Origin of the sequence: Bradyrhizobium sp. (assembly GCF_019242285.1) — a bacterium.
In the GTDB taxonomy this organism is placed as follows: Bacteria; Pseudomonadota; Alphaproteobacteria; order Rhizobiales; family Xanthobacteraceae; genus Bradyrhizobium.
On record NZ_JAFAVV010000909.1, the window covers coordinates 1 to 25,306 of the forward strand.

At 66.2% G+C, this 25,306-nt stretch carries 23 protein-coding genes and 1 riboswitch; of the genes, 13 read left to right on the forward strand and 10 right to left on the reverse strand.

The genetic code is table 11. The features are described 5' to 3' along the window. Window positions 1–255: NAD(P)-binding domain-containing protein (locus JOY90_RS37345; RefSeq protein ID WP_291696096.1), on the reverse strand; the 255-nt coding region annotated here is incomplete at its 3' end. Between the two features lie 177 nt (window positions 256–432). Next, the gene (locus JOY90_RS37350; RefSeq protein WP_291696097.1) at window positions 433–813 is read right to left on the reverse strand and encodes a carboxymuconolactone decarboxylase family protein; all 381 of its coding nucleotides are present in this window, start codon (window positions 811–813) and stop codon (window positions 433–435) included. A 167-nt stretch (window positions 814–980) separates the two neighbouring features. On the opposite strand from JOY90_RS37350, the gene JOY90_RS37355 reads away from it, so the two are divergent. Further along, on the forward strand, window positions 981–3,569 hold the full coding sequence (locus tag JOY90_RS37355; protein WP_291696098.1) for a TIGR02302 family protein: 2,589 nt from the start codon (window positions 981–983) through the stop codon (window positions 3,567–3,569). A gap of 43 nt (window positions 3,570–3,612) precedes the next feature. On the opposite strand, the gene JOY90_RS37360 is transcribed toward JOY90_RS37355, so the two are convergent. Together JOY90_RS37360 and JOY90_RS37365 are read right to left on the reverse strand one after the other, a co-directional pair. After that, window positions 3,613–3,987, reverse strand: coding sequence for a response regulator (locus JOY90_RS37360; protein ID WP_291696099.1), 375 nt, complete (start codon window positions 3,985–3,987; stop codon window positions 3,613–3,615). A gap of 138 nt (window positions 3,988–4,125) precedes the next feature. Continuing rightward, the gene (locus JOY90_RS37365) at window positions 4,126–4,980 is read right to left on the reverse strand and encodes an MJ0042-type zinc finger domain-containing protein (protein WP_291696100.1); all 855 of its coding nucleotides are present in this window, start codon (window positions 4,978–4,980) and stop codon (window positions 4,126–4,128) included. A gap of 138 nt (window positions 4,981–5,118) precedes the next feature. On the opposite strand from JOY90_RS37365, the gene ftsE reads away from it, so the two are divergent. The 4 genes from ftsE (at window position 5,119) to JOY90_RS37385 (ending at window position 8,305) form a co-directional block, all read left to right on the forward strand. After that, a complete protein-coding gene (gene ftsE, locus JOY90_RS37370; RefSeq protein ID WP_291696101.1) occupies window positions 5,119–5,778 on the forward strand; it encodes a cell division ATP-binding protein FtsE in 660 nt (219 codons plus the stop codon). Beyond that, window positions 5,771–6,730: an ABC transporter permease gene (locus JOY90_RS37375; protein WP_291696102.1), complete on the forward strand. Its 960-nt coding sequence runs from the start codon at window positions 5,771–5,773 to the stop codon at window positions 6,728–6,730. Before ftsE ends, JOY90_RS37375 begins: the two co-directional genes overlap by 8 nt. A gap of 69 nt (window positions 6,731–6,799) precedes the next feature. Beyond that, a complete protein-coding gene (locus tag JOY90_RS37380; RefSeq protein ID WP_291696103.1) occupies window positions 6,800–7,519 on the forward strand; it encodes a YdcF family protein in 720 nt (239 codons plus the stop codon). Window positions 7,520–7,531: 12 nt separating this feature from the next. Next, entirely contained in the window at window positions 7,532–8,305 is a 774-nt protein-coding gene (locus tag JOY90_RS37385) for a 1-acyl-sn-glycerol-3-phosphate acyltransferase (RefSeq protein WP_291696104.1), read from the forward strand. Here JOY90_RS37385 and JOY90_RS37390 read toward each other — a convergent pair. Then, window positions 8,302–8,895, reverse strand: a complete 594-nt coding sequence (locus JOY90_RS37390) for a gamma-glutamylcyclotransferase (protein WP_291696105.1) — start codon at window positions 8,893–8,895, stop codon at window positions 8,302–8,304. The two genes, JOY90_RS37385 and JOY90_RS37390, sit on opposite strands and share 4 nt — an antisense overlap. A 150-nt stretch (window positions 8,896–9,045) precedes the next feature. Here JOY90_RS37390 and JOY90_RS37395 point away from each other — a divergent pair, with 150 nt between their 5' ends. The 3 genes from JOY90_RS37395 (at window position 9,046) to JOY90_RS37405 (ending at window position 12,846) form a co-directional block, all read left to right on the forward strand. After that, a complete protein-coding gene (locus JOY90_RS37395) occupies window positions 9,046–10,248 on the forward strand; it encodes a DUF2125 domain-containing protein (protein ID WP_291696106.1) in 1,203 nt (400 codons plus the stop codon). A gap of 558 nt (window positions 10,249–10,806) precedes the next feature. Further along, complete coding sequence (locus tag JOY90_RS37400) at window positions 10,807–12,378, forward strand: hypothetical protein (protein WP_291696107.1); 1,572 nt, start codon at window positions 10,807–10,809, stop codon at window positions 12,376–12,378. A gap of 12 nt (window positions 12,379–12,390) precedes the next feature. Then, entirely contained in the window at window positions 12,391–12,846 is a 456-nt protein-coding gene (locus JOY90_RS37405) for a hypothetical protein (protein WP_291696108.1), read from the forward strand. Window positions 12,847–12,849: 3 nt separating this feature from the next. Here JOY90_RS37405 and JOY90_RS37410 read toward each other — a convergent pair whose 3' ends face one another. From JOY90_RS37410 to JOY90_RS37420, 3 genes are read right to left on the reverse strand one after another with little or no spacing between them, the layout of a single operon-like run. Next, window positions 12,850–13,791 carry a prephenate/arogenate dehydrogenase family protein gene (locus tag JOY90_RS37410; protein WP_291696109.1) on the reverse strand — a complete coding sequence of 314 codons (942 nt, stop codon included), beginning with the start codon at window positions 13,789–13,791 and terminating at the stop codon, window positions 12,850–12,852. Then, complete coding sequence (gene hisC / locus JOY90_RS37415) at window positions 13,788–14,891, reverse strand: histidinol-phosphate transaminase (protein ID WP_291696110.1); 1,104 nt, start codon at window positions 14,889–14,891, stop codon at window positions 13,788–13,790. Before hisC ends, JOY90_RS37410 begins: the two co-directional genes overlap by 4 nt. A 28-nt stretch (window positions 14,892–14,919) precedes the next feature. After that, window positions 14,920–15,768: a chorismate mutase gene (locus JOY90_RS37420; protein WP_291696111.1), complete on the reverse strand. Its 849-nt coding sequence runs from the start codon at window positions 15,766–15,768 to the stop codon at window positions 14,920–14,922. A gap of 196 nt (window positions 15,769–15,964) precedes the next feature. Continuing rightward, a riboswitch (SAM riboswitch) is annotated at window positions 15,965–16,044 on the forward strand. Between the two features lie 88 nt (window positions 16,045–16,132). Between JOY90_RS37420 and JOY90_RS37425 the strand changes: the two genes are divergently transcribed. Both JOY90_RS37425 and metW read left to right on the forward strand, forming a co-directional pair. Continuing rightward, complete coding sequence (locus JOY90_RS37425; protein WP_291696112.1) at window positions 16,133–17,329, forward strand: homoserine O-acetyltransferase; 1,197 nt, start codon at window positions 16,133–16,135, stop codon at window positions 17,327–17,329. A 3-nt stretch (window positions 17,330–17,332) separates the two neighbouring features. After that, a complete protein-coding gene (metW, locus tag JOY90_RS37430; RefSeq protein WP_291696113.1) occupies window positions 17,333–17,998 on the forward strand; it encodes a methionine biosynthesis protein MetW in 666 nt (221 codons plus the stop codon). A 797-nt stretch (window positions 17,999–18,795) separates the two neighbouring features. Here metW and JOY90_RS37435 read toward each other — a convergent pair. Continuing rightward, entirely contained in the window at window positions 18,796–20,676 is a 1,881-nt protein-coding gene (locus tag JOY90_RS37435; RefSeq protein WP_291696114.1) for an autotransporter domain-containing protein, read from the reverse strand. Between the two features lie 561 nt (window positions 20,677–21,237). Here JOY90_RS37435 and JOY90_RS37440 point away from each other — a divergent pair. Further along, window positions 21,238–22,224, forward strand: coding sequence for a DnaJ domain-containing protein (locus JOY90_RS37440; RefSeq protein WP_291696115.1), 987 nt, complete (start codon window positions 21,238–21,240; stop codon window positions 22,222–22,224). A gap of 19 nt (window positions 22,225–22,243) precedes the next feature. Here JOY90_RS37440 and JOY90_RS37445 read toward each other — a convergent pair whose 3' ends face one another. Further along, window positions 22,244–23,107: an alpha/beta hydrolase gene (locus JOY90_RS37445; protein ID WP_291696116.1), complete on the reverse strand. Its 864-nt coding sequence runs from the start codon at window positions 23,105–23,107 to the stop codon at window positions 22,244–22,246. A 234-nt stretch (window positions 23,108–23,341) separates the two neighbouring features. Between JOY90_RS37445 and JOY90_RS37450 the strand changes: the two genes are divergently transcribed. Together JOY90_RS37450 and JOY90_RS37455 are read left to right on the forward strand one after the other, a co-directional pair. Beyond that, on the forward strand, window positions 23,342–23,971 hold the full coding sequence (locus tag JOY90_RS37450; protein WP_291696117.1) for a TIGR02594 family protein: 630 nt from the start codon (window positions 23,342–23,344) through the stop codon (window positions 23,969–23,971). A gap of 481 nt (window positions 23,972–24,452) precedes the next feature. Next, the coding region (locus JOY90_RS37455; RefSeq protein WP_291696118.1) for a Clp protease N-terminal domain-containing protein at window positions 24,453–25,306 on the forward strand (854 nt) is incomplete at its 3' end.

Sequence of the window (25,306 nt, forward strand, 5' to 3'; positions counted from 1 at the left end):
GCGGCTGCCTTCGATCACGCCGTCCTTGCCGGTCGCGACATCGAGCGATGCCTGCAGCGAGGGCAGGCTCGCCATGACCGTCTCGGTGCGATCGGCGACGGCTTTCGGCGAGGCCGCACCCGCTGCGCCGAGCGCCGCGAGCTGATCCATCGCGTCCTTGCGGGTGTCGAACACCACGAGCTGGTGGCCGGCCTCGGCCAGCCGGCGGGCCATCGGGAAGCCCATCTTTCCGAGCCCGATGAATCCGATTTCCATGCTTTGTCTTTCTCCTTCTCGTCATTGCGAGCGAAAGCGACGCGTCCGCGAAGCCTTGGCGAAGGCGGAAGCAATCCAGAACTGCTCCCGCGGAGACGGTCTGGATTGCTCCGTCGCTTGCCTTCGCTCTTCGAGCTTCGGCGGACAGGTCGCTCCTCGCAATGACGGCGTGAATGATCAGGCCTTGTCGATCTCGGCGAACACTTCGCGCGCGATGCGGAAGCTGTCGACCGCTGCCGGCATGCCGGCATAGATCGCGACCTGCATGAGGATCTCACGGATTTCGTCGCGGGTGACGCCGTTGGTGAGCGCGCCCTTCAGATGCGCGCGCAATTCGTGCGGCCGGTTGAGGATGGAGATCATGGCGATGTTGAGCATGCTGCGGGTCTTGCGCGGCAGCTCCTCGCGGCCCCACACCGAGCCCCAGCAATATTCGTTGAGCAGATCCTGGAACGGCCCGTTGAAACTGTCGACGTTCTTGAGCGCGTTGCTGACATAGGCCTCGCCGAGCACGGCCTTGCGGATTTCGAGTCCCTTGTCATAGGTCTTCTGGTCCATTGCGTTTCCCTTCTCGCAGGTTTGGCGGGGCGAAACTTAGGGGGTCGGCCAAGCGCAGTCACGCCTTCGTGTTATGCGTATTCCTGGGTGTGGGATACCGTCTTGCGACGGATGCCCAACTGCCGCCGTTGTGTTAGTGTCACAGTCAGGTAAACCCGGAGAGATTGTTGAGCGGCACCAACCCCGACCCCTCAAAGCCGGCGCGCGATCCAGACGCGCTTGCGCGGCTCAGGCTGGACGAGGCCCTGAATCGGGCCAGATACGCCATCGCATGGGAGCGAGGTTGGCCGCATCTGGCGCGCCTCCTGACGGTCGGCGGATTATTTCTGGCGGTGTCCTGGGCCGGGCTGTGGCTGTCGGTGCCTTTCGTCGGCCGTGCGGTCGGAGTCGGCCTGTTTCTGCTGCTGGCATTGGCGGCGCTGTGGCCGGCCTTGCGGTTCCGCTGGCCGAGCCGGACGCAGGCGCTCGGCCGGTTGGATCGCGGCTCCGGCATCAGCCATCGGCCCGCGACCGCGCTGACCGATACGCTGGCCTCCCAGGATCCGGTCGCGCTGGCGCTATGGCAGGCGCAGCGCGAGCGCACGCTCGCCTCGATCAAGCGCATCCGCGCCGGCCTTCCGCGGCCCCGGCTTCCTCTCCACGATCCCTGGGCGCTGCGCGGGCTGGTCGTTGTGCTGCTGGTGGCGGCCTTTTTCGCAGCGGGCGACGAGCGGCTGATGCGGCTGCAGGCGGCGTTCGACTGGAACGGCGTGCTTGCGCCGACTGCGGTCAGGGTCGATGCCTGGGTGACCCCGCCGCTGTACACCGCCAAACCGCCGATCATTCTGTCGGCCGCCAACAAGGAGGCGGCGAACGCAGGCAACGGGCCGATGTCGGTCCCGGTGGGGTCGACACTGATCGTGCGCTCCAGCGGCGGCACGCTCGACGCCGTCTCCAGCGGAGGCATAACCGAGGCTGCGGCGGCTGAGCAGGCCCCCAAGGGCACCAACGAGAAGCATTTTGCAATTGCGGGCGACGGCAGCGTGCAGGTGCGAGCACCCTCCGGGCAGCCGCAATGGCAATTCACGGCCATCCCCGACCGCCCGCCGACCATCGCACTGGCCAAAGACCCGGAGCGGCAGGCCCGCGGCTCGCTGCAGATGTCCTACAAGCTCGAGGACGATTACGGCGTCACCGAAGCCCAGGCGCATTTCGCCGCGCGGGCGAAGGAGACGCCGGAGGGAGCGCAGGCGGCACGGCCGCTGTTCACCCCGCCGCAATTTGCGCTGGTGCTGCCGAATGCGCGGACCCGGAACGGCGTCGGCCAGACCATGAAGGACCTCAGCGAGGACCCCTATGCCGGCGCCGACGTCGCCTTGACGCTCACGGCCAAGGACGAAGCCGGCAACGAGGGCAAGAGCGAGCCGTTCAACATGCGCCTGCCGGAGCGGCTGTTCACCAAGCCGCTGTCGCGAGCGCTGATCGAGCAGCGGCGCATGCTGGCGCTCGACGCCAACAAGAGCTCGGACGTCCATGACGCGCTGGACGCGATGATGATCGCGCCGGAGCTGTTCATGCCGGACGAGACCGGTCACTATCTGGGCCTTTACAACATCGCGCATGAGCTCGAGGCCGCCCGCACCGACGACGCGTTGCGCATCGTGGTCGCAAGCCTCTGGGCACTGGCCGTCACCATCGAGGACGGCGACATCACGGACGTCGACAAGGCGCTGCGTGCGGCGCAGGACGCGCTCAAGCAGGCGCTGGAGCGCGGCGCCAGCGACGAGGAGATCAAGAAGCTCACCCAGGATCTGCGCCAGGCGCTGGATAATTTCATGCGCCAGCTCGCCGAGCAGTTCCGCAACAATCCGCAGCAGCTCGCCCGTCCGCTCGATCCCAACACCAAATTCCTGCGCCAGCAGGACCTCAACAACATGATCGATCGTCTGGAGCGATTGTCGCGCTCCGGCGACAAGGACGCCGCCAAGCAGTTGCTCGACCAGCTCGCGCAGATGCTGGAGAACCTGCAGATGGCGCAGCCGGGCCAGTCGGGCGACAACGAGATGGAGCAGGCGCTCAACGAGCTCGGCGACATGATACGCAAGCAGCAGCAGTTGCGCGACAAGACCTTCAAGCAGGGCCAGGACTCGCGGCGCGACCGCATGCGCGGCAAGCAGCAGCAGGGCGATCAGGGCGACCAGAGCATGGGCGACCTGCAGCAGGATCAACAGGGCCTGCGCGACCGGCTCAAGCAGTTGCAGGACCAGCTTGCCAAGCGTGGTCTCGGCCAGCAGGGGCAGCGCGGTCAGAAGGGCCAGCGCGGCGACCAGGGACAAGGCCAGCAGGGTGACGAGGACGCCGATCAGGGCGACGGCGAGGACAGCCTCGGCGAGGCCGACAACGCCATGGGCGACGCCACCGGGAAGCTTGGCGAGGGCAATGCCGACGCTGCGGTGGATTCGCAGGGCAAGGCGCTGGATGCCTTGCGCAAGGGCGCCCAGAACCTGGCGGATGCGATGCAGCAGGGTGACGGCGACGGGCAGGGCGATGGTCCCGGCAACCGGGCCGGCCGGCAGCAGGCCGGGCAGAACGGCACCGATCCGCTCGGCCGGCCGCTGCGCTCGCACGACTACGACGAGCTGTCCAAGATGGTCCCGGGCGAGATGGACGTACAGCGGGTGCGCCGGATACTGGAGGAACTGCGCCGCCGCCTGGGCGACCCGTCGCGGCCGCAGATCGAGCTCGACTACATCGAGCGGCTGTTGAAGGACTATTGAGGCGGTTTCGCCCGGTTTCCGGCAATGGCCAGCTCGATAAGTCTCAGGCCCGCCGCGCCGCCAGTGCGTCGGCGACGGCCGTTCGGATATCGGCTACCGAGAATGGCTTGGTGATCACGTCATGGGCGATGGCGTCGAGGTTGCAGGCGCGCTCGCGCTGGTGGGCAAAGCCCGTCATCAGGAGGATGGTCAGCCCGGGAAAATCGCGCGCCGCCGAGAGCGCCAGGGCAATCCCGTCCATGATGGGCATCTGGATGTCGGTCAAGAGCAGGTCGAAAGCGCCGTCCTCGCGGGTCAGGATGTCGAGCGCCTCGGCGCCGTCCTGTGCGGTGACGGTGTCGTGGCCGTCCATCGCGATCGCGCGTGCGACCAGGCTCCGCATGGAATCTTCGTCATCGGCGATCAGGACACGGGGCATGGGGTTCGAACCATTGGCGACGGTAGCTTCTGAAGCCGAGGGGATCGAATCGCCATCGCGCTCCGGTTGCTTGATTGTGCATGATCTTGGCGGAAAAATCGCAACGCGCGTTCCCGGATCATGCCTCTGGACACGACATTACGCACTGCCGCCGGCGATATCCCGGCGGTTGAAGAAGCGGACGTCGATGCTGCGGCCCTCGGCCGGCGGCGAGGCGAGACGCGACTTGAAGAAGGCGCGTTCGCCCGGCTTCAGGACAGTCTGCTCCAGCACGGCATTCCAGGCATAGATTTCGGTGCCCTGCGCGTCGCGGACGGCGAAGCGCAGCCGCGGCAATTCGACCGCCTTGCGGGCTTCTCCGACGATGACACCCTCGATCACCAGCACGGGCTTACCTTCGACGGTCTCGGATGTGACCCTCACGTCCTTGAACAGCACGCCGCGCAGGTTCACTTCGAGCCCGGCCAGCTTGTAAAAGGCGGCGGTCTGCGGCATCAGCCGCACGACGTCGGCGCGCCAGATGATCAGGGCCAGCACTAGCGCCGCCATAGGGGCGCTGGCGGTGGGAAGGTTGATCAGCGGCCGGCCGGCGGCTCGATTTCGTGGCGGACGATTGAAAATTCGGCCGAACCGGCCGCTTTTCTGCCGCACTTCGCTGGCCGTTTCGGCGTCGTCGCGGGCGAGCGCTTGCCAGTCCGCGGCGTCCGAGGCTTCATCCTGCCAGTCGCCTGCGATCGGCGGGCTGTCGACGATGGGGGGGTCGTCGGCTTCCGCGCGGGCCATCGCCTCCCACTCGGCGGCGGAATCGGCTTGTCCGGCCAAGCGGGGTGTCGCGCCGGCCATCGCCGGGGCTGCCACCGCCTCAATGGCGTCCTCTGGCCGTGCGAGCCAGACTTCCTTGCAGCGGGAGCAGCGCACGGTGCGCCCGCCCGGACCAAGCGTCGCCATGTCGATGGCGTAAGAGGTCGTACAATGGGGGCAAACAATGTGCACGGAGCCGATTCTCCACGAGGAACCCGGGGGATGCTACAAGGTGACCGTTAACGAATCGGAAACCATGACCAAGGGAATTGAGGCCGACATTCTCCGGTTCCGGTTTCCGGCTGGACCAAACCCCGGACGGAGCTGAGCGTGGTTCGGTTCGAAAATGTCGGATTGCGGTACGGACTGGGGCCGGAGATTCTGCGCGACCTCAATTTCGTGATTCCGCCGCATTCTTTCCAGTTCCTGACCGGGCCGTCGGGGGCCGGCAAGACGTCGCTGCTCAAGCTCCTGTTCCTGTCGCTGCGGCCGACCCGGGGCCTCGTCAATCTGTTCGGCAGCGACGTGTCGCTGCTCGTCAAGGACGAGGTCGCCGACTTGCGCAAGCGGATCGGTATCGTGCTGCAGGATTTCCGGCTGCTCGATCACATGACGACGTACGAGAACGTGGCGTTGCCCTTTCGAGTTATCGGCCGCGAGGAATCGACCTATCGCAAGGAGGTCATCGACCTGCTCAAATGGGTCGGCCTCGGCGAGCGGATGGACGCGCTGCCGCCGATCCTGTCCGGCGGCGAGAAGCAGCGCGCGGCGATCGCCCGGGCGGTGATCTCGCGCCCGCAATTGCTGCTGGCCGACGAGCCGACGGGCAATGTCGACCCGACGCTCGGCCGGCGGCTGCTGCGGCTCTTCATCGAGCTCAACAAATCCGGGACCGCGGTGATCATCGCGACCCACGACATCACGCTGATGGATCAATACGAAGCGCGCCGTCTGGTGCTGCATCAGGGACGTCTGCACATCTATGAATAACCCCGAACCCTTGGTGGATCTCGCGCAGGAGCGCCCGCAGGTCCCGGCGCAGGCGCGCAACCTGTCGCCGATCGTGCCGCGTGCCTCGATCGCCGGCCGCGCTCTGGTCGCGGTGGTCGCGATCATGACCTTTCTCGCCTCGATCACGACCGGGGCGGTGCTCTTGGTCAGCGCGTCGGCGGCGGAATGGCAGTCGGATGTCGCCAGCGAAATCACCGTCCAGGTCCGTCCGCAGAACGGCCGCGACCTCGAGCGCGACGTCGCGGCCGTCACCGACGCCATGCGCAAGCAGATCGGCATCATCGATGTGAAACCGTTCACCAAGGACGAATCGGCGGGCCTGCTCGAGCCGTGGCTCGGCAGCGGCCTTTCGCTCGACGATCTGCCGGTACCGCGCGTGATCGTGGCCCGCTTGCAGCCGGGCACCGCGCCCGACCTCACGGCGCTGCGCGGAAGAGTGGTCCAGGTCGCGCCGTCGGCAAGCGTCGACGATCATCGCGCCTGGATCGAACGCATGCGCACGATGTCGAACGCCACGGTGGCGGCCGGCGTCGGCATCCTCGCGCTGGTGATCATCGCCACCATCATCTCGGTGTCGTTCGCCACGCGCGGCGCGATGGCCGCCAATCGTCCGATCGTCGAGGTGCTGCATTTCGTCGGCGCCGCCGACGGCTGGATCGCCAACCGCTTCTTCCGGCATTTCCTCCTGCTCGGCCTCGAGGGCGGCCTGATCGGCGGCGGCGGAGCGATGCTCTTTTTCGGATTTTCCGAGTCGATCGCCGGCTGGTTCTCCGGTACGCCGGTCGGCGATCAGTTCACGGCGCTGCTCGGCACTTTCTCGCTGCGGCCCTCGGGCTATCTGGTGGTCGCGGCGCAGGCCGTGGTGATCGCGGCGATCACCGCCTGGGCTTCGCGGCGCACCCTGTTCGCCACGCTCGACGAGATCGAGTAGGCCCGCCGGGTACCCCTTGGCGGTAAAACCCTGTAAGAGAGGTCGGGGCAGAGGATTGACAACCATCGCATGGCTTTGCGGTCCGACGACATATCGCCGAATGCGCTGCCGCGTGCCAGCGGTGGACGGTCGCGCGCGGCCGTCGGCGGACTGCTCGCGGCATGTGTCGCCGCGGCCGTACTCGGTTTTGTCGGCTTCGTGCTGCAGCTGCGCGGGACGGAGACGAAACCCGACCGCGAGGCCGACGGCATCGTCGTGCTCACCGGCGGCTCGTCCCGGGTCTCGGACGCGATGGAGCTCCTGGCCGCAGGCTACGGCAGGCGGCTGTTGATCTCCGGCGTGCATCCGACCAGCGCGGCCAGCGACATCTCCCGCTCCGTGCAGGAGAGCCGGGCGCTGTTCAACTGCTGCGTCGACCTCGATCATTCCGCCGTCAACACGCGCAGCAACGCCGCGGAGACGCGGCGCTGGGCGCGCGAGCGGGGTTTCAAATCACTGATCGTCGTGACCTCGAACTATCACATGCCGCGGGCGATCGTGGAAATGTCGCACGCGATGCCGGACGTTTCGCTCATCGCCTATCCGGTGGTCGGCGACAAATGGCGCGAGGAGCCCTGGTGGACCAGCGGCGCCGCGGCGCGGCTGCTGCTGTCGGAATATGTCAAATATGTCGCCGCCGAGCTGCGCGTCCACCTCGCCGATCTCGGCATCGACCTGACGCTCGATCCGCCGGAGCTTCCGCCGGGCACAGCCCCGCCGCACCGTCCCGCGACGGCGCAAGCCAACTGACCGGGTGTTGCGATGGCCGCGATTTTCCTGCGCTCGCTCGTGTTCAACGCCCTGTTCTACGTCGTCTTCCTGTTCTGGTCCCTGGTCGCGGTGCCGACCTTCCTGCTGCCGCGCGCGGCGATGCTGAGGGTTGCGAGCTGGTGGGCGAGGAGCAACATTCTCCTGATGCGCGTGATCTGCAGCATCAAGGTCGAGTTTCGCGGCGTCGAAAAGATTCCGAATGGGCCCCTGATCGTCGCGTCCAAGCACCAGTCGATGTGGGAGACCATCTCGCTGCTGCGCTTCTTCGAGGCGCCGTTCTTCGTGGTCAAGCGCGAGCTGAAATTCATTCCGATCTTCGGGCTCTTCATCATCAAGACCGACATGGTCGCGATCGACCGCAGCAAGGGCGGCCGCGCGCTGCTCGCCGTGCTGCGGCGTGCGGAGGAGGAGGTCCGCCACGGCCGCCAGTTCGTGATCTTCCCGGAGGGCACCCGCACCGCGCCCGGCGCGCCGCCCGCCTACAAGGCCGGTGTCGGCATGGCCTATGTCGATTGCGGCGTGCCGTGCCTGCCGGTCGCGCTCAATTCGGGCCTGTTCTGGCCGCGCCGCACCTTCCTGCGCTATCCCGGCACGCTGGTGGTCGAGTTTCTCGACCCGATCCCGCCGGGCCTGAAGCGCGAGGAGTTTCTGCCGCGGCTGCAAAGCAGCATCGAGGACGCCACCAACCGCCTGGTCGCCGCCGGCCAGGCCGAGCAGGCGCAACTGCTCGGCCGGGTGCCGGGCGAGGTGGCGTCGAGCGGCTAATCGTCGCCCCGCGGCGGATGCAGCGGATGCCCGTCGTGCAGCATCGCGGCGAGCTGATGCAGGGGCGCGTCGCGAAAACCGGCCGCCTCGATCGCCTTGACGGTGGACAGCACGTAGTCGCGGTTCGCGCCGGACTTGCCATGTCCCTGCAACACATGGCGGAGCTGGTCGGTCAGCGACAGCCGCCCGGCATATTGCACATGGCCGCGATCGACCACATAGGAGAGCGCGCTGACGCGCTCCCTCGGCTCGTTCTCCAGCCACACGCTGCGCATCACCTCGCGATAGACCGAGGTGACCTGCTCGCGCTCGCGCAGGTAGGCCACCGTGTCCTTGCGTCTGGCGGCTGTGATGCGAAACGCCACGCCGCGGCAGGCGCCGCCGCGATCGAGCCCGAGCACCAGCCCGGGTTTTTCCGGCGTGCCGCGATGCACGAAGGAATAAACACAGAGCGCGCGATGCTCGCCGATCAGCCGCGCCGGCACGCGCTCCGTGAATTCGAAGCCCGGCCGCCACATCAGCGAGCCGTAGCCGAACACCCAGAGGTCACCTTCGGAAAATGCTGTCTCGGAAAGAGTGATGGACGACATCTTGCATGGCCGATGTTCCGACCTCATCTGGGAGCGTCGAAACCTCATTCCTGTTAGCTAGCAGAAACCGGCGGCCGATGAAAATGCGGTAACTTGATTAACGCCGCCGTGACCGCTTAATTGCCAAAATTGCCGCTCAGAGGGTCGCCGATGTCCGATATAGCATTTGTCCGACGCAGGCGGCCGCTCTGGCCGGTTTTCGTCGCGCCCGTTCTGGTCGTGATCCTCGCCATCGCCTGGAGCGCATTCTGGTTCTATGCCGCCTCGCAGGTCGATGGGCAGGCCGATGCCTGGCGTGCCCGGGAGGCGAAGTCCGGCCGCGTGTTCGATTGCGCCCATCGCGCGGTGGCCGGCTTCCCATTCCGGCTCGAGGTGCGCTGCGATGCGCCGAGCGTCACGCTGGTCTCGCAGACCGCTGCCCAAGGCTCCGCCCAGGGTGCGGCCCCGATCAAAGCGCAGCTCGGCCAGATCCTGGTCGTGGCGCAGGTCTATGATCCGAAACACGTGATCGCCGAGTTCACCGCGCCGGCCACGATTTCCGATTCCGGTGCGAAGCCGGCCTATGCCGTCGACTGGAGCCTCGGCCGCAGCAGCGTGATCGGATTGCCCGGCACGCCGCAACGCGCCTCGATCGTGTTCGACAATCCGGCGATCGACCGCATCGACGGAGCGGCGCAGGCGCCGCTGGCGCGCGCCAAGCACGTCGAATTGCACGGCCGCATCGCCGAGGGATCGCCGGCCGACCACCCGAAGATCGAAAGCGTGCTGGAGATCAATCAGGGCAGCATCCAGGGTCTGCATCCATTGCTCGCCGAGCCGTTCAATTGCGACGTGCGGGCGATGCTCTCGGGCCTGAGCGACTTCGCCCCGAAGCCTTGGCCGGCGCGGTTTCGCGAGATGCAGGCGGCCGGCGGCTCGGTCGAGATCGAGCAGTCGCGAATCGAGCAGGGCGAGCTGGTCGCGATCGCGGCCGGCAAGCTCGAATTGAACGCCAGCGGCCAACTCCAGGGCGAGCTGCAGATGACGGTCGCGGGCATCGAGAAGGTGATTGCGGCGCTCGGCATCGACAAGATGCTGGACGAGGGCGTGCCGCAGGCGACGCTCGACCGCGTCGCGCCCGGCGTCAAGAGCCAGGACATCAGCAAGCTGATGGGCGCGCTCGACCGCGCCATTCCGGGGCTCGGCAAGGTCGTGAAGCAGAACGCCAATGCCGGCGTCGCCGCGGGCATCAATGCGCTCGGCAAGGAGGCGACCCTGGAGGGCCGCAAGGCGCGCAGCTTTCCGCTGCGCTTCGTCGACGGCGCCGTGCTGCTCGGCCCGCTGAAGGTCGCGCAAATCCCGCCGCTGTTCTGATCCGCATCTGCACGCCCCTGCGGGCCGGACACCATAACCACCGATCTGGTCATTCGCACAAGGCGGAGAGAGGCGCTTCGTACGACGGCTGCAATCGATGGTTATGGGTCCTCGCGTTGGCGAGGACGACGTCGAGCCGGCATGCGCACAAGGCAAGAGCCTGATCGCCGAAGTGTGAATGATATTCCTCTCGCGCGCCGGGAATGCCGATCCTGCTGTTTCAATCCCGTCTTCGGACGCCGCGGATCCGGGTGCGGCGATCGGCAGCGAACCTCCGTCTGTTGCGGTGAACTCAGGGCTCGGCCATGCCCTGCCGAGCCCATTTTCTTGTTTTCGCTCGCCGCGAAGCCATGGACCGCTGTTCGTTCGTCGCGTGCGTATCGGCGATACCGGCGGGAAATTCCCGTTCATCTTCGCAGAAAAACGTGATGCTGAAACCATCGGAGCTCGGCGAATATTTGGGCCGCGATCGAAGTCTCGCCAACCGGGGAAGCACGCACACACCCGATCGGGGTGCGATGTACATGGGGAGTTGCTTCCGCCCAGTGGGAGACTCACGTGAGACTTTTCAGATGCGTTCTCGTCGGGGGCATTCTGGTCGTGGCCGGTCAGGCCCATGCCGACGACGATCCGGCAACCGAGATACGTGCGCTCAAGGCAAAGCTGAAGCAGCTCGAGCAACGGGTCGATGATCAGGGGCGCAAGGAACGCCAGATCGAGGCGACCGCAAACGCTGCGGCAGCCGTACCGCCGGCCTACAAGGCCGCAGCCATCGACCCGTGTCCGCCGGGTAAGATCTGCTACAAGGGCGTCACGCTGACTTTCGGCGGCTGGGTCGACCTTACCGGCATCTACCGGACCCGCAATCTCGCCTCCGATACCGGCTCGGTGTACAATTTCATTCCATTCGCCCAGAGCAGGAATTTCGCCATTCCAGAATCGCGCTTCTCGGCGCGGCAGACCCGCTTCTCGGTGCTCGCCGAAGGTGACCTCAATCCTCAGACCAGGGTGCAGGGTTACGGCGAGATCGACTTCGAGGGCGCGGCGCAGACCGCAAACTCGGTTGCCACCAACTCGTTCAATCCGCGCATGCGACAGCTCAGCGTCGAGCTCGATCGGACCGATCTCGGCTTTCACGTTCTGGCCGGCCAGTCGTGGTCGCTGAATGCACCGAGCAAGGTCGGCATCGATGCACACGGCGTCGACGCGCCCGGCGTCATCGACTTCGAATCGGTGCCGGGGTTCCTTGCGGCGCGGCAACCCGGAATTCGCGTCTGGCAGGATATCGGGCCCGAGTTCAAGATTGCGGCGTCCGCGGAGAATCCGCAGACCTCCTTCTTCGGCGGCAACACACCCGCGGTCGGCACGCCTGCGGCAGGTCCGCAGGGCGTGATCAATCCGAACGTCATCGTCAATCTCACTCCGCCGGGCGGCAGCTTCTTCAACAACGCCAACAATATCAGCCTGAACCAGCTGCCCGACGTGACGTTGAAGGCAGCCTGGGATCCGCGGCTCGGGCCCTATCGTCTGCACTTCGAGGCCTGGGCGCTGTACCGCCAGATGTTCGATCGCTTCAACTTCGCGAACCACACGATCGATACCGCGAGCTTTGGCGGCCACATCAATGCCGAGCTGATTCCGAGAACGCTGGAGCTGCAGGTCTATGGCGCCCATGGCGCGCTCGGTCGCTTCACGGCGACGCCGTTTCCGGATGCGGCGCTGGCGCAGGACGGCACCATTCTGCCGTTGACCATCAGCGCTGCGGCAGTCGGCCTGATCTGGCACACGACGCCCGCGCTCGATCTCTACAGCTACGCCGGGCTCGAAAGCGCCAAGGCGAACTTCATGGATGTCGGCACCGTGCCGTTCGGCTACGGCAATCCGCTTTACAACAACACCGGCTGCAACATCGAGAACTCGCCGGCGGCGACCTGCAACGGCAACACCCGCGAGATCAGGCAATACACCGTCGGGCTCTACGACACGCTGTGGCAGGGCCGCTTCGGCACGGTCAAGGCAGGCGTGCAGTATTCCTATAACCAGCGCTTTGCCTTCCAGGGCGTCGGCGGCACGCCGAAGACGGATGACAACATCGTCATGACCCAGCTCCGCTACTATCCGTTCAACTGAAGGAGACGGAAAATGGTGACGAAGGACGAGGCGATCGATGACGTCATCTTCATCAGCGAGGTCGCGCATGTCGTCGGGCGTGCGGGACTGGCCATGGCGGGCGTCATGTGCGGCACTTTCGTCGCGGCCGCGCTGACGAAGGTCAACGCCGAATGGTTCGATTCGGCGCCGTTCGTCGCGACAATGGTGCTGGTCGGCATGGTCGGATTCTATCTCGGCATCGACATTCCCCGGCTGCGTCCTCCGGCGACCGCACGGCCGCGCATCGATCCGGTCGAGCTCCTGAGTGCGGTCGGAACCTTTCTTGCGACGGTCGCCGCATTGATCTCGATCTACAGCTTCGTGTTCGACGAAGCGCTGGGCGGGTTCGAATATGTCGTCGCCTCCTCGTGGCTGCTCGGCGTCGCCATGCAAATCGGCGCAGGCGCGATCGGCCGGCGCGGCGTCGCCGGGCCGGCTGCGGCATGATGCTCAGCCCGGCTTCTTGCCGAGCTGGGCGTGCGGGCGGCCGAAATCGGGCACCGCCGAATCCTGGCCGATCTCGACGATGCCGCGGCGGATGGCGCGGGTGCGCGTGAAGTGCTCGAACAAGGCGTCGCCGTCGCCGCGGCGGATCGCCCGGGTGAGCTTCGACAGGTCCTCGTTGAAGGTGCCGAGCATTTCCAGCACGGCCTCCTTGTTCGCCAGGAACACGTCGCGCCACATGGTCGGGTCGGAGGCCGCGATGCGGGTGAAGTCACGGAAGCCGCCGGCGGAGAATTTTATGACCTCCGACGAGGTGACCTGGGCGAGCTCGTCGGCGGTGCCGACGATGGTGTAGGCGATCAGATGCGGCAGATGGCTGGTGATCGCGAGCACGAGATCATGATGGTCCGGGGTCATGGTCTCGACTTTGGCGCCGAGCGCAGCCCAGAACGCGCGCAATCTCTCGACGGCGTCCGGCTCCGTGCCCTCGGGCGGCGTCAGGATGCACCATCGGTTGATGAACAGCTCGGCGAAGCCGGAATCGGGGCCGGAATGCTCGGTGCCGGCGACCGGATGCGCCGGCACGAAATGCACGCCCGCGGGCAGATGCGGCGCCATGTCCCGCACCACCGCGCCCTTGACCGAGCCGACGTCGGAAACGATCGCGCCCGCCTTGAGCGTGCCCGCGATCTCTCCGGCGACCTCGCCGCAGGCCCCGACGGGAATGCAGAGGATGACGAGGTCGGCATCCTTCGCCGCCTCGGCGTTGCTCTCCACCACGGCATCGACGATGCCGAGCTCCCGGACGCGGGCGCGCGTCTTCTCGGAGCGCGCGGTGGTGACGATCTCGCTCACCAGCCCTTGCGCGCGCGCGCCGCGCGCGATCGAGCCGCCGATCAGGCCGAAGCCGATCAGCGCGATTTTCCCAAACTGGGGCTCGCTGCTCACGGCTTACTTCCCGCCATGAAGTCGCGCAGCCCCTCGACCACGAGGCGGTTGGCCTCCTCGGTGCCGATGGTCATGCGCAGCGCATGCGGGAGCTGATAGTTCTTCAGCGCGCGCAGGACCAATCCGCGCTTGGCGAGGAAGGCATCGGCTTCGTCCGAGGTCCTGCCCTTCTCGGCAGGGAAATGGATCAGCACGAAATTCGCCACGCTCGGCGTCACCTCGAGACCGAGCTTCCGGATCTCCTCGGAGAGCCAGTTGCGCCATTTCTCGGTATGTGTCCTCGACATCTCCTGATGCGCGGTGTCCTCGAGCGCCGCGACCGCGGCCAACATCGCCGGCGTCGAGACATTGAACGGTCCGCGGACCCGGTTGACGGCATCGACGATGTGGGCGGAGCCGAACATCCAGCCGATGCGCAGCGCCGCGAGCCCATGGATCTTGGAGAAGGTGTGGGTCATCACGGTGTTGTCCGTGGTGGCCACGAGCTCGATTCCCATTTCGTAGTCGTTGCGCGACACGTAGTCGGAATAGGCGGCATCCAGCACCAGCAGCACCTGCGACGGCAGGCCCGCGCGCAACCGCTTGACCTCGTCGAACGGCAGATAGGTGCCGGTCGGATTGTTCGGGTTGGCGAGCCAGACGATCTTGGTGCGCGGCGTCACCGCCCTCAGGATCGAGTCGACATCGGCGGTGAAGTTGCTTTCCGCGGCGACGACGTTCCTGGCACAATTGGCCATGGTCGCGATCGGGTAGACCAGGAAACCGTGCGCAGTCGAGATCGCCTCGCAGCCGCCGCAAAGATAGGTATGGGCGAGCAGATTGAGGATCTCGTCGGAGCCGGCGCCACAGATGATGCGATCAGGGTCGAGCCCGAAGGCGCGACCGATCGCCTGGCGCAGGACGCGCGAGGTGCCTTCCGGATAGTCCTCCAGATGTTCTGCGGCACGCTTGTAGGCCGCGATCGCCTTAGGCGAGGGCCCGAACGGCGTCTCGTTGGCCGAGAGCTTGAACACCTTGCGGCCAGGCTCCGGCACCGGGCTCTTGCCGGGCGTGTAGGGCGCGATGTCGAGGACGCCGGGATTCGGGACGGGGCGGTTCATCGTCAACTCCGGAATCGGCGAGACGGGGTCATCGCGCCGCGCCGTTGGCTGGGACCGTATAGCGCGTCGCGTGGCTGCCGACGAGGGCCGACGAACGCACCGAGGCGCCGGCCCTGACCAGCGCCAGCTTGATCTCTTCGAACCGGTGGACGCCGGCGATCGAGACCAGCAGAGCCGCGCCGTCGAAGGCGGTATCCGGCACTGCCACGATCTCCGCCAGCGGCGACAGCGCGCGCGCCGTCTCCGCATTCCAGCCGGAGACTCGCACACTCCAGGTCTCGACCTCGGTCACCATGGCGCTGTCGGCGACCCGCGACACCACGAACACCGGCAAGGCAGCGGGATGATCGGCGCGCTCGACGAACGGCAATCTCGCGGTGATCTTCGGCGTGCCCTGTGCCTCGAGCGTCAGCCACCACGGCGTGCGGCTCGCGATTGCGGACACCAGCGCCAGGTCGCCCTTGGACTTGGCCACCGCTTCGACCGCCGCCTGCGCGCTGAAATGCGCCACATAGGGCACGGTGAAGCCGAAGTGAAACCGCGCCGAGTCCCGCATCGCCGGCTCGCTGACCGAGATGTCGGCATGGAGCGAGAACGGCGCCTGGACGTAGGTGAAGGTCGAGATGATGACGCGCCAGATGCTCTCCACGGTGTCGAGCGGCAGGATGCCGCGATGACGCTCGACCAGCCTGCGCATCATGTCGGCCTCGCGCGCGGGCCGAAACGCCGAGCCGACTTCCTGGGTCTGCTTGACATGGATCAGCCGGTCGATGATGTCGCCACGCTGCATCAACAGGCGATGCACGCCTTCGTCGATCGTGTCGATTTCCTTGCGCAATTCGGCAAGCGAGGGTGGGGCGGGGGGCGGTGTCGACATCGGCGGGATCCGGCGGAAGCTTCAGATGTCGCGCGCGAAGGCGCACGAAAGCGAGGCCCTTGTCTCCCATGGTGTGCGACGGCGCAACCATCAAGTTTGCGTGCCACGGCCGGCGGGTCCGCTCACCAACGGGTAACCACGCTTCGGGTCGAGTGATGCGCTTGGCTTGACGTCGCCTCGCGTTGCTACTACTTTGGGATGGTTCCGTGGTCATTTGAGCCGGCCGGCTTGCAGCCACGTTAAACAACTTGCTAAACAGGCCGGGGACAGATGTGATCCCGGCCGAACCTTCGTTCAGGCCGGGTTTTTTGTGGCCTGATGTCATCCGTTTCGGGAGCCCGCGCGCAGGCCGGGGTCGAAGAAGATGGTAAGGGTCAGACCCATCAAGTCCCCGGCGGCGCAGGCCGAGGAGCGCGCCCACGAAGCGGATCATCCGACCTCTTTGGTCGCGGCGTTCGGCGTCGATCAGCCGCTGTCGCTCGATTGCGGTGTCGACCTCGCCCCCTTCCAGATCGCTTACCAGACCTACGGTACGCTGAACGCTGAGCGCTCCAACGCGATCCTGGTCTGCCACGCCTTGACCGGCGACCAGCACGTGGCGACCGTGCATCCCGTGACGGGCCGGGCCGGCTGGTGGGACACCATGGTGGGGCCGGGCAAGCCCATCGACACCGACCGCTTCTTCGTCATCTGCCCGAACGTCATCGGCAGCTGCATGGGCTCGTCCGGGCCGGCCTCGACCAATCCTGCGACGGGGGCGCCCTACGGCCTCGACTTTCCGGTGATCACCATCCCCGACATGGTGCGCGCGCAGGCCATGCTGATCGATCGCCTCGGCATCGCGACCCTGTTCTCCGTGGTCGGCGGCTCGATGGGCGGCATGCAGGTGCTGCAATGGACCGCGGCCTATCCGGACCGCGTGTTCTCGGCATTCGCGATCGCCTGCGCGACCCGCCACTCGGCGCAGAACATCGCCTTCCACGAGCTCGGCCGGCAGGCCGTGATGGCCGACCCGGAATGGCGTCACGGCCGCTACGCCGAAGAGAGGACGCAGCCGCATCGCGGGCTTGCGGTGGCGCGGATGGCCGCGCACATCACCTACCTCTCCGACGCCGCGCTGCATCGCAAGTTCGGCCGGCGCATGCAGGATCGTGAGCTGCCGACCTTCTCGTTCGATGCGGATTTCCAGGTCGAGAGCTATCTGCGCTACCAGGGCTCCTCCTTCGTCGAGCGCTTCGACGCCAACAGCTATCTCTATTTGACGCGCGCGATGGACTATTTCGACATCGCCGGCGATCATGACGGCGTGCTGGCGCAGGCCTTCCGCGGCATCAAGACCCGCTTCTGCGTGGTGTCGTTCACCAGCGACTGGCTGTTTCCGACCTCGGAATCGCGCGCGCTGGTTCACGCGCTGAATGCCTCGAATGCGCGGGTGTCGTTCGCGGAGATCGAGACCGACAAGGGGCATGACGCCTTCCTGCTCGACGTGCCCGAATTCCTCGACATCGCGCGCGCCTTTTTGCAATCGGCAGGCAAGGCGCGCGGGCTGAAGGGGAACTGAAAGGTGTCGGTGCAGCAGCAGACGCTGCCGCTGAGCGGCATCGCGCAGGAAGGGCCGGGCCGCTATCGCGGCGACCATCTGCTGGTGGCCGACATGGTCGATCGCGGCGCCAAGGTGCTCGACGTCGGCTGCGGCGACGGCGACCTGCTGCAGCTCCTGGAAGGCCGCGGCGTCGACGGGCGCGGCATCGAGCTGTCGCGCGAGGGCGTCAACCACTGCGTCGCCAAGGGACTCGCGGTGGTGCAGGGCGACGCCGACACCGATCTCGTCAACTATCCCGACGATGCCTTCGACTATGTGATCCTGTCGCAGACCCTGCAGGCGACGCGGCAGCCGAAGGCGGTGCTGGAGAATCTCCTGCGGATCGGCCGCCGCGCCATCGTGTCGTTCCCGAATTTCGGCTACTGGCGGATGCGGCTGCAGCTCCTGATCGGCGGCCACATGCCGCGCACCGAGAACCTGCCGGCGACCTGGTACGACACGCCGAACATCCATTTCTGCACCATCAAGGATTTCGTGCAGCTCTGCGACGAGATCGACGTCAGGATGGAGCGCGCCTGGGCGCTCGACAGCTCCGCGCGTCCGTTGCGGCTGCATGCGCCGTGGTGGTTCTGGAACATGTTCGGCGAGCAGGGCGTATTCCTGCTCAGCCGCGGCAAGGGAAGATAGCGCCGTCGTCATCCCAAAGAGGAAGTGCCGTAGGGTGGGCAAAGGCGAGAACGCGACGATGCGTAGCATCGCGCGGAGCGACGTGCCCACCAGTGCCTCGACAGCGTCGCTCTGGATGGTGGGCACGCTTCTGTCTTTCCGGAACAAGCTTCGGTGCGCGGGGACGCTTAGCCCACCCTGCGGAATCGAGACATACGCTCGCGTTCTCGCGACGCGACTCGTCCGAGTTTTTCCAAACGAGCACCCCCGAAAATCGAAGAGGGCGCAGGGAAGGCCGGGTGCCGTCCGCACCCATGGCCCGCCTGCAACAAGAACGCAGGCGGCAGTCACCACAGGTACGAGCCGAACAACCGGCCTTCCCTGCGCGATGGTTTTAACGCTTATACGTGCTCTCCCCGGGGACCGGGCTTTCTTGCCCCCGTCGTCAGCGGAATCATCATCCGCTCACTTGACGCCAGCGTCGGGGCGCCAGGACCACACGCCTTCGCCGTCCGCTCCGAGCGCGCTCGCCTCGCGCGCCCAAAGCGTCCATCGCATCCCGCCTCCAACGTCCGTGACGATGGCGAAGCGCCCCTCATGCGGAGGCGGGATGCGGTAAAGTAACCACAAATTCCGAAAAATCGAAACAGAAATATTTTTGTGTGGAGGACTGGACAGTCCTATCGTTGTTGAGTCCGCTCGTGAAATCGCTGTTTTCGCGCACGTGATTTTTGCCGGCGAGGGCTTCGGTCGAGAGGGCGGAAGCCGGGCATTCGGCCGACCTGTCGCGCGGCCGGCCGAATCACCCGCGCCCCGCGCTATCCGCCGAAACGGAAGTGAAGCCCGACATTCGAGATGAAGCCGGAGCGCTCGATGTCGGTCGGAATGCCGGCGATGGTGTAGCGGTCGCTGCCGAGATCGAAGTACATGATCTCGCTCTTCACCGACACGTTCCGCGTCAGCCCGAACTCGGTGCCGAGCCCGGCGGTCCAGCCGAGCCTGGTCTTCGTATCGCTCTGGGAGGGGCATCCGACCACCGGCAGGATCGGCGATGCCGAATCGGCGGTGCACGCCGCCTCGGCGCGGTCTTCCGCGATCGCCACGCCGCCCTTCACATAGGTCAGGAGCCGGTCCCAATAGGCATAGCCGACGCGGCCGGTCACCGTGGACAGCCAGCTCGAGCCGATCTCGCAATCGGCGAAGAAGCCGATCGAGCAGGGCCGCGCGCCGCGGGTGTTGGTCCAGGCGACGTCGCCTTCGATGCCGAACACCCATTTGTTGATCTGATGATTGTAGCCGATCTCGCCGCCGCCGAGGAAACCGGCAAAGCGAGGATTGGTCGTGCCGCCGTCGTCGCGGAAGGTCCAGTTGGTCGATCCCCAATCGGCTCCGACATAGGCGCCGACATAGTAGCCGGACCAGTGATAGACCTGCGACGCGGGGGCCTTGTAGACCGGCGCCTTGACGGCGAGGCGGGGGCCCGCGGCGCCGGGATCGGGCACGAACTGGTAACGCACGCCACCGTTGACGCTCCAGCCGTCGATGTTGTCCCCGGTGCGATAATCGGCACGCAGATAGCTCACCCAGTCCGAGCTCGCCGACCGCGCGGCGATGCCGAGGCCGAACTGGCCGTAGGTCCCGAGGCCGCTGGTGGTGACGGTCGAGGAGAGAGACGGAAGCGGTGCGAACGCGGCGCCGAGCGCGGAAAAATTGCTCGTCAGGTTCGACGTGACACCGCCTTCGAATTCATGGAACACGCTGGCGGAGGCGAATGGCTGCCAGGTCACGTCGCCGGATGTCACGGTCGTGCCGACCCGCACGCCGAGACGACCGAGCACGCTCTCGATGTCGTTGACCGTCAGCACCCAGGGCGGCACGAAGCCGGGCCCGAGCGGGACGCCGCCGATTCCGGTGCCGGGCACGTTGAGTTGATCGACGCGGTTTTTCGACCAGACGAAGCCGGCCGACGGCTCGACGAACCAGCGATTGCCGATGTCCTGATTGTAGGCGACGTTTCCGGTCAGGCTGACGCCGCGCGCATTGAACTGCTGGCCGGAAATGCCGTGATTGTCGTCGGAGACCTCGTTCTGGAAGAAGTCTCCGCGAAGCTGTGCATCGACCAGAAAACCTCCGTAGCTGGCGGCTCCGTAGAGGCCGACGAAGGGGATCTGCAGGCTGTCGCGAAAGTTCGCAGGTGGATTGAGGCCGGGCGTGGCGTCCTGCGTCCGCGAACCGAGATAGCCGACCGTCGAGCCGACGTGCAGATTCCAGCCGTTCACGTTCAGCCGGGCGAAATCGGTGCCGATCTGGACGCCGGCGAAATCTTCCTGCGTGCGCGTGTTGCAGACGATGTTGCCCTGTTGCGGCGTGCCGAAGCTGATGTTTCCCGCCGTTGCCGTCGTGCCGACATTGAGATGGCCGCCGACGCCGCGGGCCCAGACGCCGCCGCCTTCCTGATCGGGTTGCGGATTGGGCGGGCTTCCGACGAACGCGCTCGACTGGGTCAGGAACGCCGTGTTCACGGAGTTGATCGACGTGACGAGCGCGCCCACCGAGGCCGACACGTTCGCAACCGCCATGCCCGCTGCCTGCGCCACGACCGGCGCTGCCGCGCTGAGGCCGGTCAATCCGGACACCGTACACTGCGCCTGTGCTGCCGATCCGGCGAGCAACACGGCGACAAATGCGCCGACACTCAATGCCGAACTTCGTCTCGCCAGGCGATCGGCAAAGATCGTCGGGCGAATGCGAGCCCAACCAGCATGCGAAACATTGATCATGCAACTAACCCGAAATACACACACGCAACACACAATCATGGCGGCGCTGAACAGGATCGCGACGAGTGCTAAAAATACCGTCGCTGCACCAACAAGTTACGGGATGAACTATAGCGATCGTCGACCCCGCCGAAAGCGATCGACGCCGGATATGCCGCATTGCCGCCGATGTTTGACCAAGGGTGTGCCCACCTGGCAACAGCTTGATGGCCAAATCGCACGTTGTAGGTGAGCTCTCGGATCAGCCTCGTGTTCTGTGCGAACCGACAATTGCGATTGGGATGCAACCAGTGCCGTGCGCCGGCGAGAGCGGTCGCAAATTCGCCGCTTTCCGGTCACGTCCGCTTCCGCCGCATGTGATTGACAGTGAATTTGACGAGTCGCTAATTTCAAATTGTCGCAAGTCATTTGGGAGCGTCGGACAAAACCTGATTGGGCCTCTCAACGACAGAGCCATCGAAGCCACGATTTCATTACGGCATGGGTATCGCGTTGAACCTGCTCAAGCACCTGTCGCGTCGCTCGCCGCAGCATCGGCGACGTCGCGACGCGCCCGCGACCGCCTGGAGCAGGCCTGCCAAACTGCCGCCGACGACGCTGTACGAATTGCTCCGCGTTCGAGCGGATGACGATGCCGAGACGCTCCAGGGCGCGTTCCGCGAGGCCGTCAAGGCAAATCACCCCGACGTCAATCCCGGCGATCCGGATGCATCGCGGCGGCTCAGGCAGATCGTCACCGCCTACGGCATCCTTCGCGACGCGGAGCGCCGCGAGGCGTACGACCGGATGCTGGCGGCCGAGCGCGCGCAGCGCCGCGCCCGGCTGACGCGGATCGTCGCATCCGACGTGATCGCGATCGTCTCCCTCTCGGCCGTGCTGCTCGGCGGCTACGCGCTGTTCGCGCATGGGTCGAAGATACCCGCCGAGGCCACCGGCACGGTCGAAGCTGCCGCGCGTCAATCGACCGAGATGGCCGCCGTGCAGCCGGCGGAATCGCGCAGCAAGCCCGCGCCGGCGGAGGTGCATGTGCCGAGCGCCGTCCCATCGGCAGCAGGGAGTGTCGAGCCTTCGACGAAGGCGGATGGCGGGCCGGTTGCCGACGCGGCCGCACCGAAGGGCGAGGCTGGCGGTGCCGTCGACGTCGCGAATGCAGGCGCCGAACGCAGGAACGAGGTCGCCATTCTCGCAAAGAGCGATGCGTCCGACCCGCCCGATCCGCCGGATCAGAGCGCGGCGCGATCGGAGGAGCCCCCGCCGCCGAAGGATGTTGGCACGGCCAAATCGTCGCCCGCCAGTTCGCCGAGATCGGAAGAGAAACGTTCGGCAAAAGCGATCGGCAAGCTGCAGACGCATGCGATCCGGCCGGCGCCGGCCCGGCAGGTCGCCGCAGAGAACCGGGATGTGCCGCCGGTTGCGCCCGAGGGCCGGAACGCCCGCGCGACGCCTCTTTTTGGGGTCGGCTTCTAGCTCCCGGTCCGCCAGGTTCTCACGCCAGGATCGATCGCGGATCGCGCACGTTCCAGCGGCCGGCCTCGGCGAGGGCGATGAAGCGCTCGACCATCGCGTTGAACAGCGCCGGCTCCTCGAGATTGAGCACGTGGCCGGACTTCGGGAAGAAGGTCAGGCCCGAGGCGGGCAGGTGCTTCTTCAGGAACAGGCTCGGCTCGACGCAGGAATCGTCCTCGTCGCCGCAGATGATCAGCGCCGGCGTCGGCACTTTGCGGATCGCCTCCGTCATGGTGTAGATCGAGGGCCGGCCGGCCTGGAAGCCGCGCATCGTGTTGGCCGAACCCTTCGCATCGTGGCGCGCCAGCGCGGCGTAGAAATCGGCGTGGCCGCGCGGATCTTTCACCAGGAAGGGAATCCGTCCGGGCGCCTCGCGCGTCACCTTGGCGACCTCGGCTGATCCGATGGTCTCGAACTGCTCTGCGGTGTCGCGGCAGGTCTTCCGGAACGTGTCGAGGTTGTCGAGACCAGAGCCGGAGCCGACGCCGGCAAGCGTGATCGACAGCGCGCGGCCCGGCGCATTCAGCGCCACCTGCAGCGAGGAGTAGGAGCCCATCGACAGGCCGACGAAATGTGCCTTCTCGATTCCGAGATGATCGAGCACGGCCAGCGCGTCGGTGTAGAAATGCCGGTAGCTGTAGGCCTCGGGCGAGGCCGGCACGCCGGACGGCGTGTAGCCGCGCGCGGAATAGGCGATGCAGCGGTGGCCGCGGGAGAAGTAGCGCATCTGCGGCTCCCAATTGGTGTGGTCGGCCGCGAATTCGTGCAGGAACAGGATCGGCGTTCCGCTGCCGGACTCCTCGAAATAGAGGCGGACATCGTCTGATGTGACGGCGTGGGGCATTCGAGCTTCCTTCTCGTTGGGATCGGCGCCGAATCTTGCAGGTCGTTTTCATGGTCGCAATGCGGCGCAGGCCGTCTTTTTTCGACATGGAATTACCGCGGAAACTTCCCGAAACTTTAAGCTGCGGCGCAGCATGGCGTCTTGTTCTCGCCACATCCGAATTTTTAACCGCGGGTTGGACGCCGGCCGTCCACACGCCGGCGGGAAGTGGGGGGTGCTAACAAAGGACTAGGTATGGTTGAGTTTGCAACGATCCGCCGGTCGCTCGTCGCGCTGGCATTCTGCTCCGTGGCCGTCGCCGCAACTTCTTCTCCCGCCGCCGCCAGGGCCCATCATGCCGCCAGCCGGCACGCGCACGCCCGCCACGCCGCTCATTTCCGGCGGCACTACGCCCAGCGTCATTTCCGCGATCTCGTCCGCTCCTCGCGCTGGGAGCGCGGCGTGGCCGCGCTGCGAGCGCGCGGCTTTGCCGAGACGCAGGCCAGCCTGACGTCGGGCGGCGCGGCGATGGCGGGCTCCTCCTTGAGCCTCGTGATGGAGGCGCGCCGCTATCTCGGCGGCAACCCGACCAGCCGGCGCAGCCTGTGGTGCGCGCGCTTCATGAACATGGTGCTGGAGCGCACCGGTCATCACGGCACGGATTCCGACATGGCGAGCTCGTTTGCGCATTACGGTCAGCGCGTTTCGGGTCCCCAGGTCGGCGCCATCGCGGTGATGGGCCGGCGCGGCGGCGGTCATGTCGGCATCATCACCGGCATCGATGCCCACGGCAATCCGGTCATGATCTCCGGCAACAACGGCAACCGCGTCCGCGAGGCGCCGGTGTCGCGCGGCCGGATCTACGCCTACGTGCTGCCGAACTAGAGCTTTTTCCGTTCCGATGGAATCGGAACGGAAGCTCTAGCTTCTTTGTTTTGACGCGTTTTCTTCACGCGAACCGGTATCCACTTCGCTCGAAAACGCTCTAGCCGGCTCGAATCCACAGCAAGCGTAGCCCGGATGAGCGCAGCGACATCCGGGTTCACGTCATCGCGTCGTCCCGGATGTCGCTTGCGCTCATCCGGGCTGCTTGCAGGCCGCTACGGGCTCCGCGCTCTGCTCGCTGGAGGCCACTCGCGAAGGGTGGATGGGAGACGCAGCACAGCCGGAGGATGTCGTACACGAATTTGTGAGGTGCCCCCTTCCGTTTCCAGAACCCGCTTCCCACATTCGCCTCAAGCCGGGCGGAAAGCTTGGCGACGCAACCGCTTGCGGGGTTGACGGGCGTCAATGCGGCCGGCGGGAACCCAATGAAGATGCCGGTTTCCGTGCCTCAGGGGCGGGGCGGCAGGCTGAGGGAAACCTGATGAATATCGAGAAATTCACCGAGCGGGCACGCGGCTTCATCCAGTCCGCGCAGTCGCTCGCGATGCGCGACGGCAACCAGCAATTCTCCACGCTGCACATGCTGAAGGTGCTGTTGGATGACGGCGAGGGGCTGGCCTCCGGCCTGATCGACCGCGCCGGCGGCAATTCCCGCGCCATCCTGAAGGCGACCGAGGACGCGCTCGCCAAGCTGCCGAAGGTTTCGGGCAGCGGGGCCGGGCAGATCTATCTCGGCCAGGAGCTGGCGCGCACGTTCGACGTCGCGGAAAAAGCCGCCGACAAGGCCGGCGACAGTTTCGTCACGGTGGAACGGCTCTTGCTCGGGCTCGCGCTGGAAAAGAACAGCGAGGCCGGCAGCATCCTGAGCAAGGGCGGTCTCACCCCCCAGAGCCTCAATTCGGCGATCGAGACCCTGCGCAAGGGCCGCACCGCCGACAGCGCCACCGCCGAGAACGCCTATGACGCGCTGAAGAAATATGCCCGCGACCTGACCCAGGCCGCCCGCGACGGCAAGCTCGACCCCGTGATCGGGCGCGACGAGGAGATCCGGCGCACCATCCAGGTGCTGTCCCGCCGCACCAAGAACAACCCCGTCCTGATCGGCGAGCCTGGCGTCGGCAAGACCGCGATCGTCGAGGGCTTGGCGCTGCGCATCATCAACGGCGACGTGCCGGAGAGCCTCAAGGACAAGAAGCTGCTCGCGCTCGACCTCGGCGCGCTGATCGCTGGCGCGAAATACCGCGGCGAGTTCGAGGAGCGGCTCAAGGCGGTGCTGACCGAGGTGATGTCCTCGGACGGCGGCATCATCCTGTTCATCGACGAGATGCACACGCT

What these genes read in the sequence shown, in the direction of transcription:
- JOY90_RS37350 (WP_291696097.1), bottom strand. Translation starts at nt 813, where the DNA reads ATGGACCAGAAGACCTATGACAAGGGACTCGAAATCCGCAAGGCCGTG.
- JOY90_RS37360 (WP_291696099.1), bottom strand. Translation starts at nt 3,987, where the DNA reads ATGCCCCGTGTCCTGATCGCCGATGACGAAGATTCCATGCGGAGCCTG.
- JOY90_RS37375 (WP_291696102.1), top strand. Translation starts at nt 5,771, where the DNA reads ATGAATAACCCCGAACCCTTGGTGGATCTCGCGCAGGAGCGCCCGCAG.
- JOY90_RS37380 (WP_291696103.1), top strand. Translation starts at nt 6,800, where the DNA reads ATGGCTTTGCGGTCCGACGACATATCGCCGAATGCGCTGCCGCGTGCC.
- JOY90_RS37385 (WP_291696104.1), top strand. Translation starts at nt 7,532, where the DNA reads ATGGCCGCGATTTTCCTGCGCTCGCTCGTGTTCAACGCCCTGTTCTAC.
- JOY90_RS37390 (WP_291696105.1), bottom strand. Translation starts at nt 8,895, where the DNA reads ATGTCGTCCATCACTCTTTCCGAGACAGCATTTTCCGAAGGTGACCTC.
- JOY90_RS37395 (WP_291696106.1), top strand. Translation starts at nt 9,046, where the DNA reads ATGTCCGATATAGCATTTGTCCGACGCAGGCGGCCGCTCTGGCCGGTT.
- JOY90_RS37405 (WP_291696108.1), top strand. Translation starts at nt 12,391, where the DNA reads ATGGTGACGAAGGACGAGGCGATCGATGACGTCATCTTCATCAGCGAG.
- hisC (WP_291696110.1), bottom strand. Translation starts at nt 14,891, where the DNA reads ATGAACCGCCCCGTCCCGAATCCCGGCGTCCTCGACATCGCGCCCTAC.
- JOY90_RS37420 (WP_291696111.1), bottom strand. Translation starts at nt 15,768, where the DNA reads ATGTCGACACCGCCCCCCGCCCCACCCTCGCTTGCCGAATTGCGCAAG.
- JOY90_RS37425 (WP_291696112.1), top strand. Translation starts at nt 16,133, where the DNA reads ATGGTAAGGGTCAGACCCATCAAGTCCCCGGCGGCGCAGGCCGAGGAG.
- JOY90_RS37440 (WP_291696115.1), top strand. Translation starts at nt 21,238, where the DNA reads ATGGGTATCGCGTTGAACCTGCTCAAGCACCTGTCGCGTCGCTCGCCG.
- JOY90_RS37445 (WP_291696116.1), bottom strand. Translation starts at nt 23,107, where the DNA reads ATGCCCCACGCCGTCACATCAGACGATGTCCGCCTCTATTTCGAGGAG.
- JOY90_RS37450 (WP_291696117.1), top strand. Translation starts at nt 23,342, where the DNA reads ATGGTTGAGTTTGCAACGATCCGCCGGTCGCTCGTCGCGCTGGCATTC.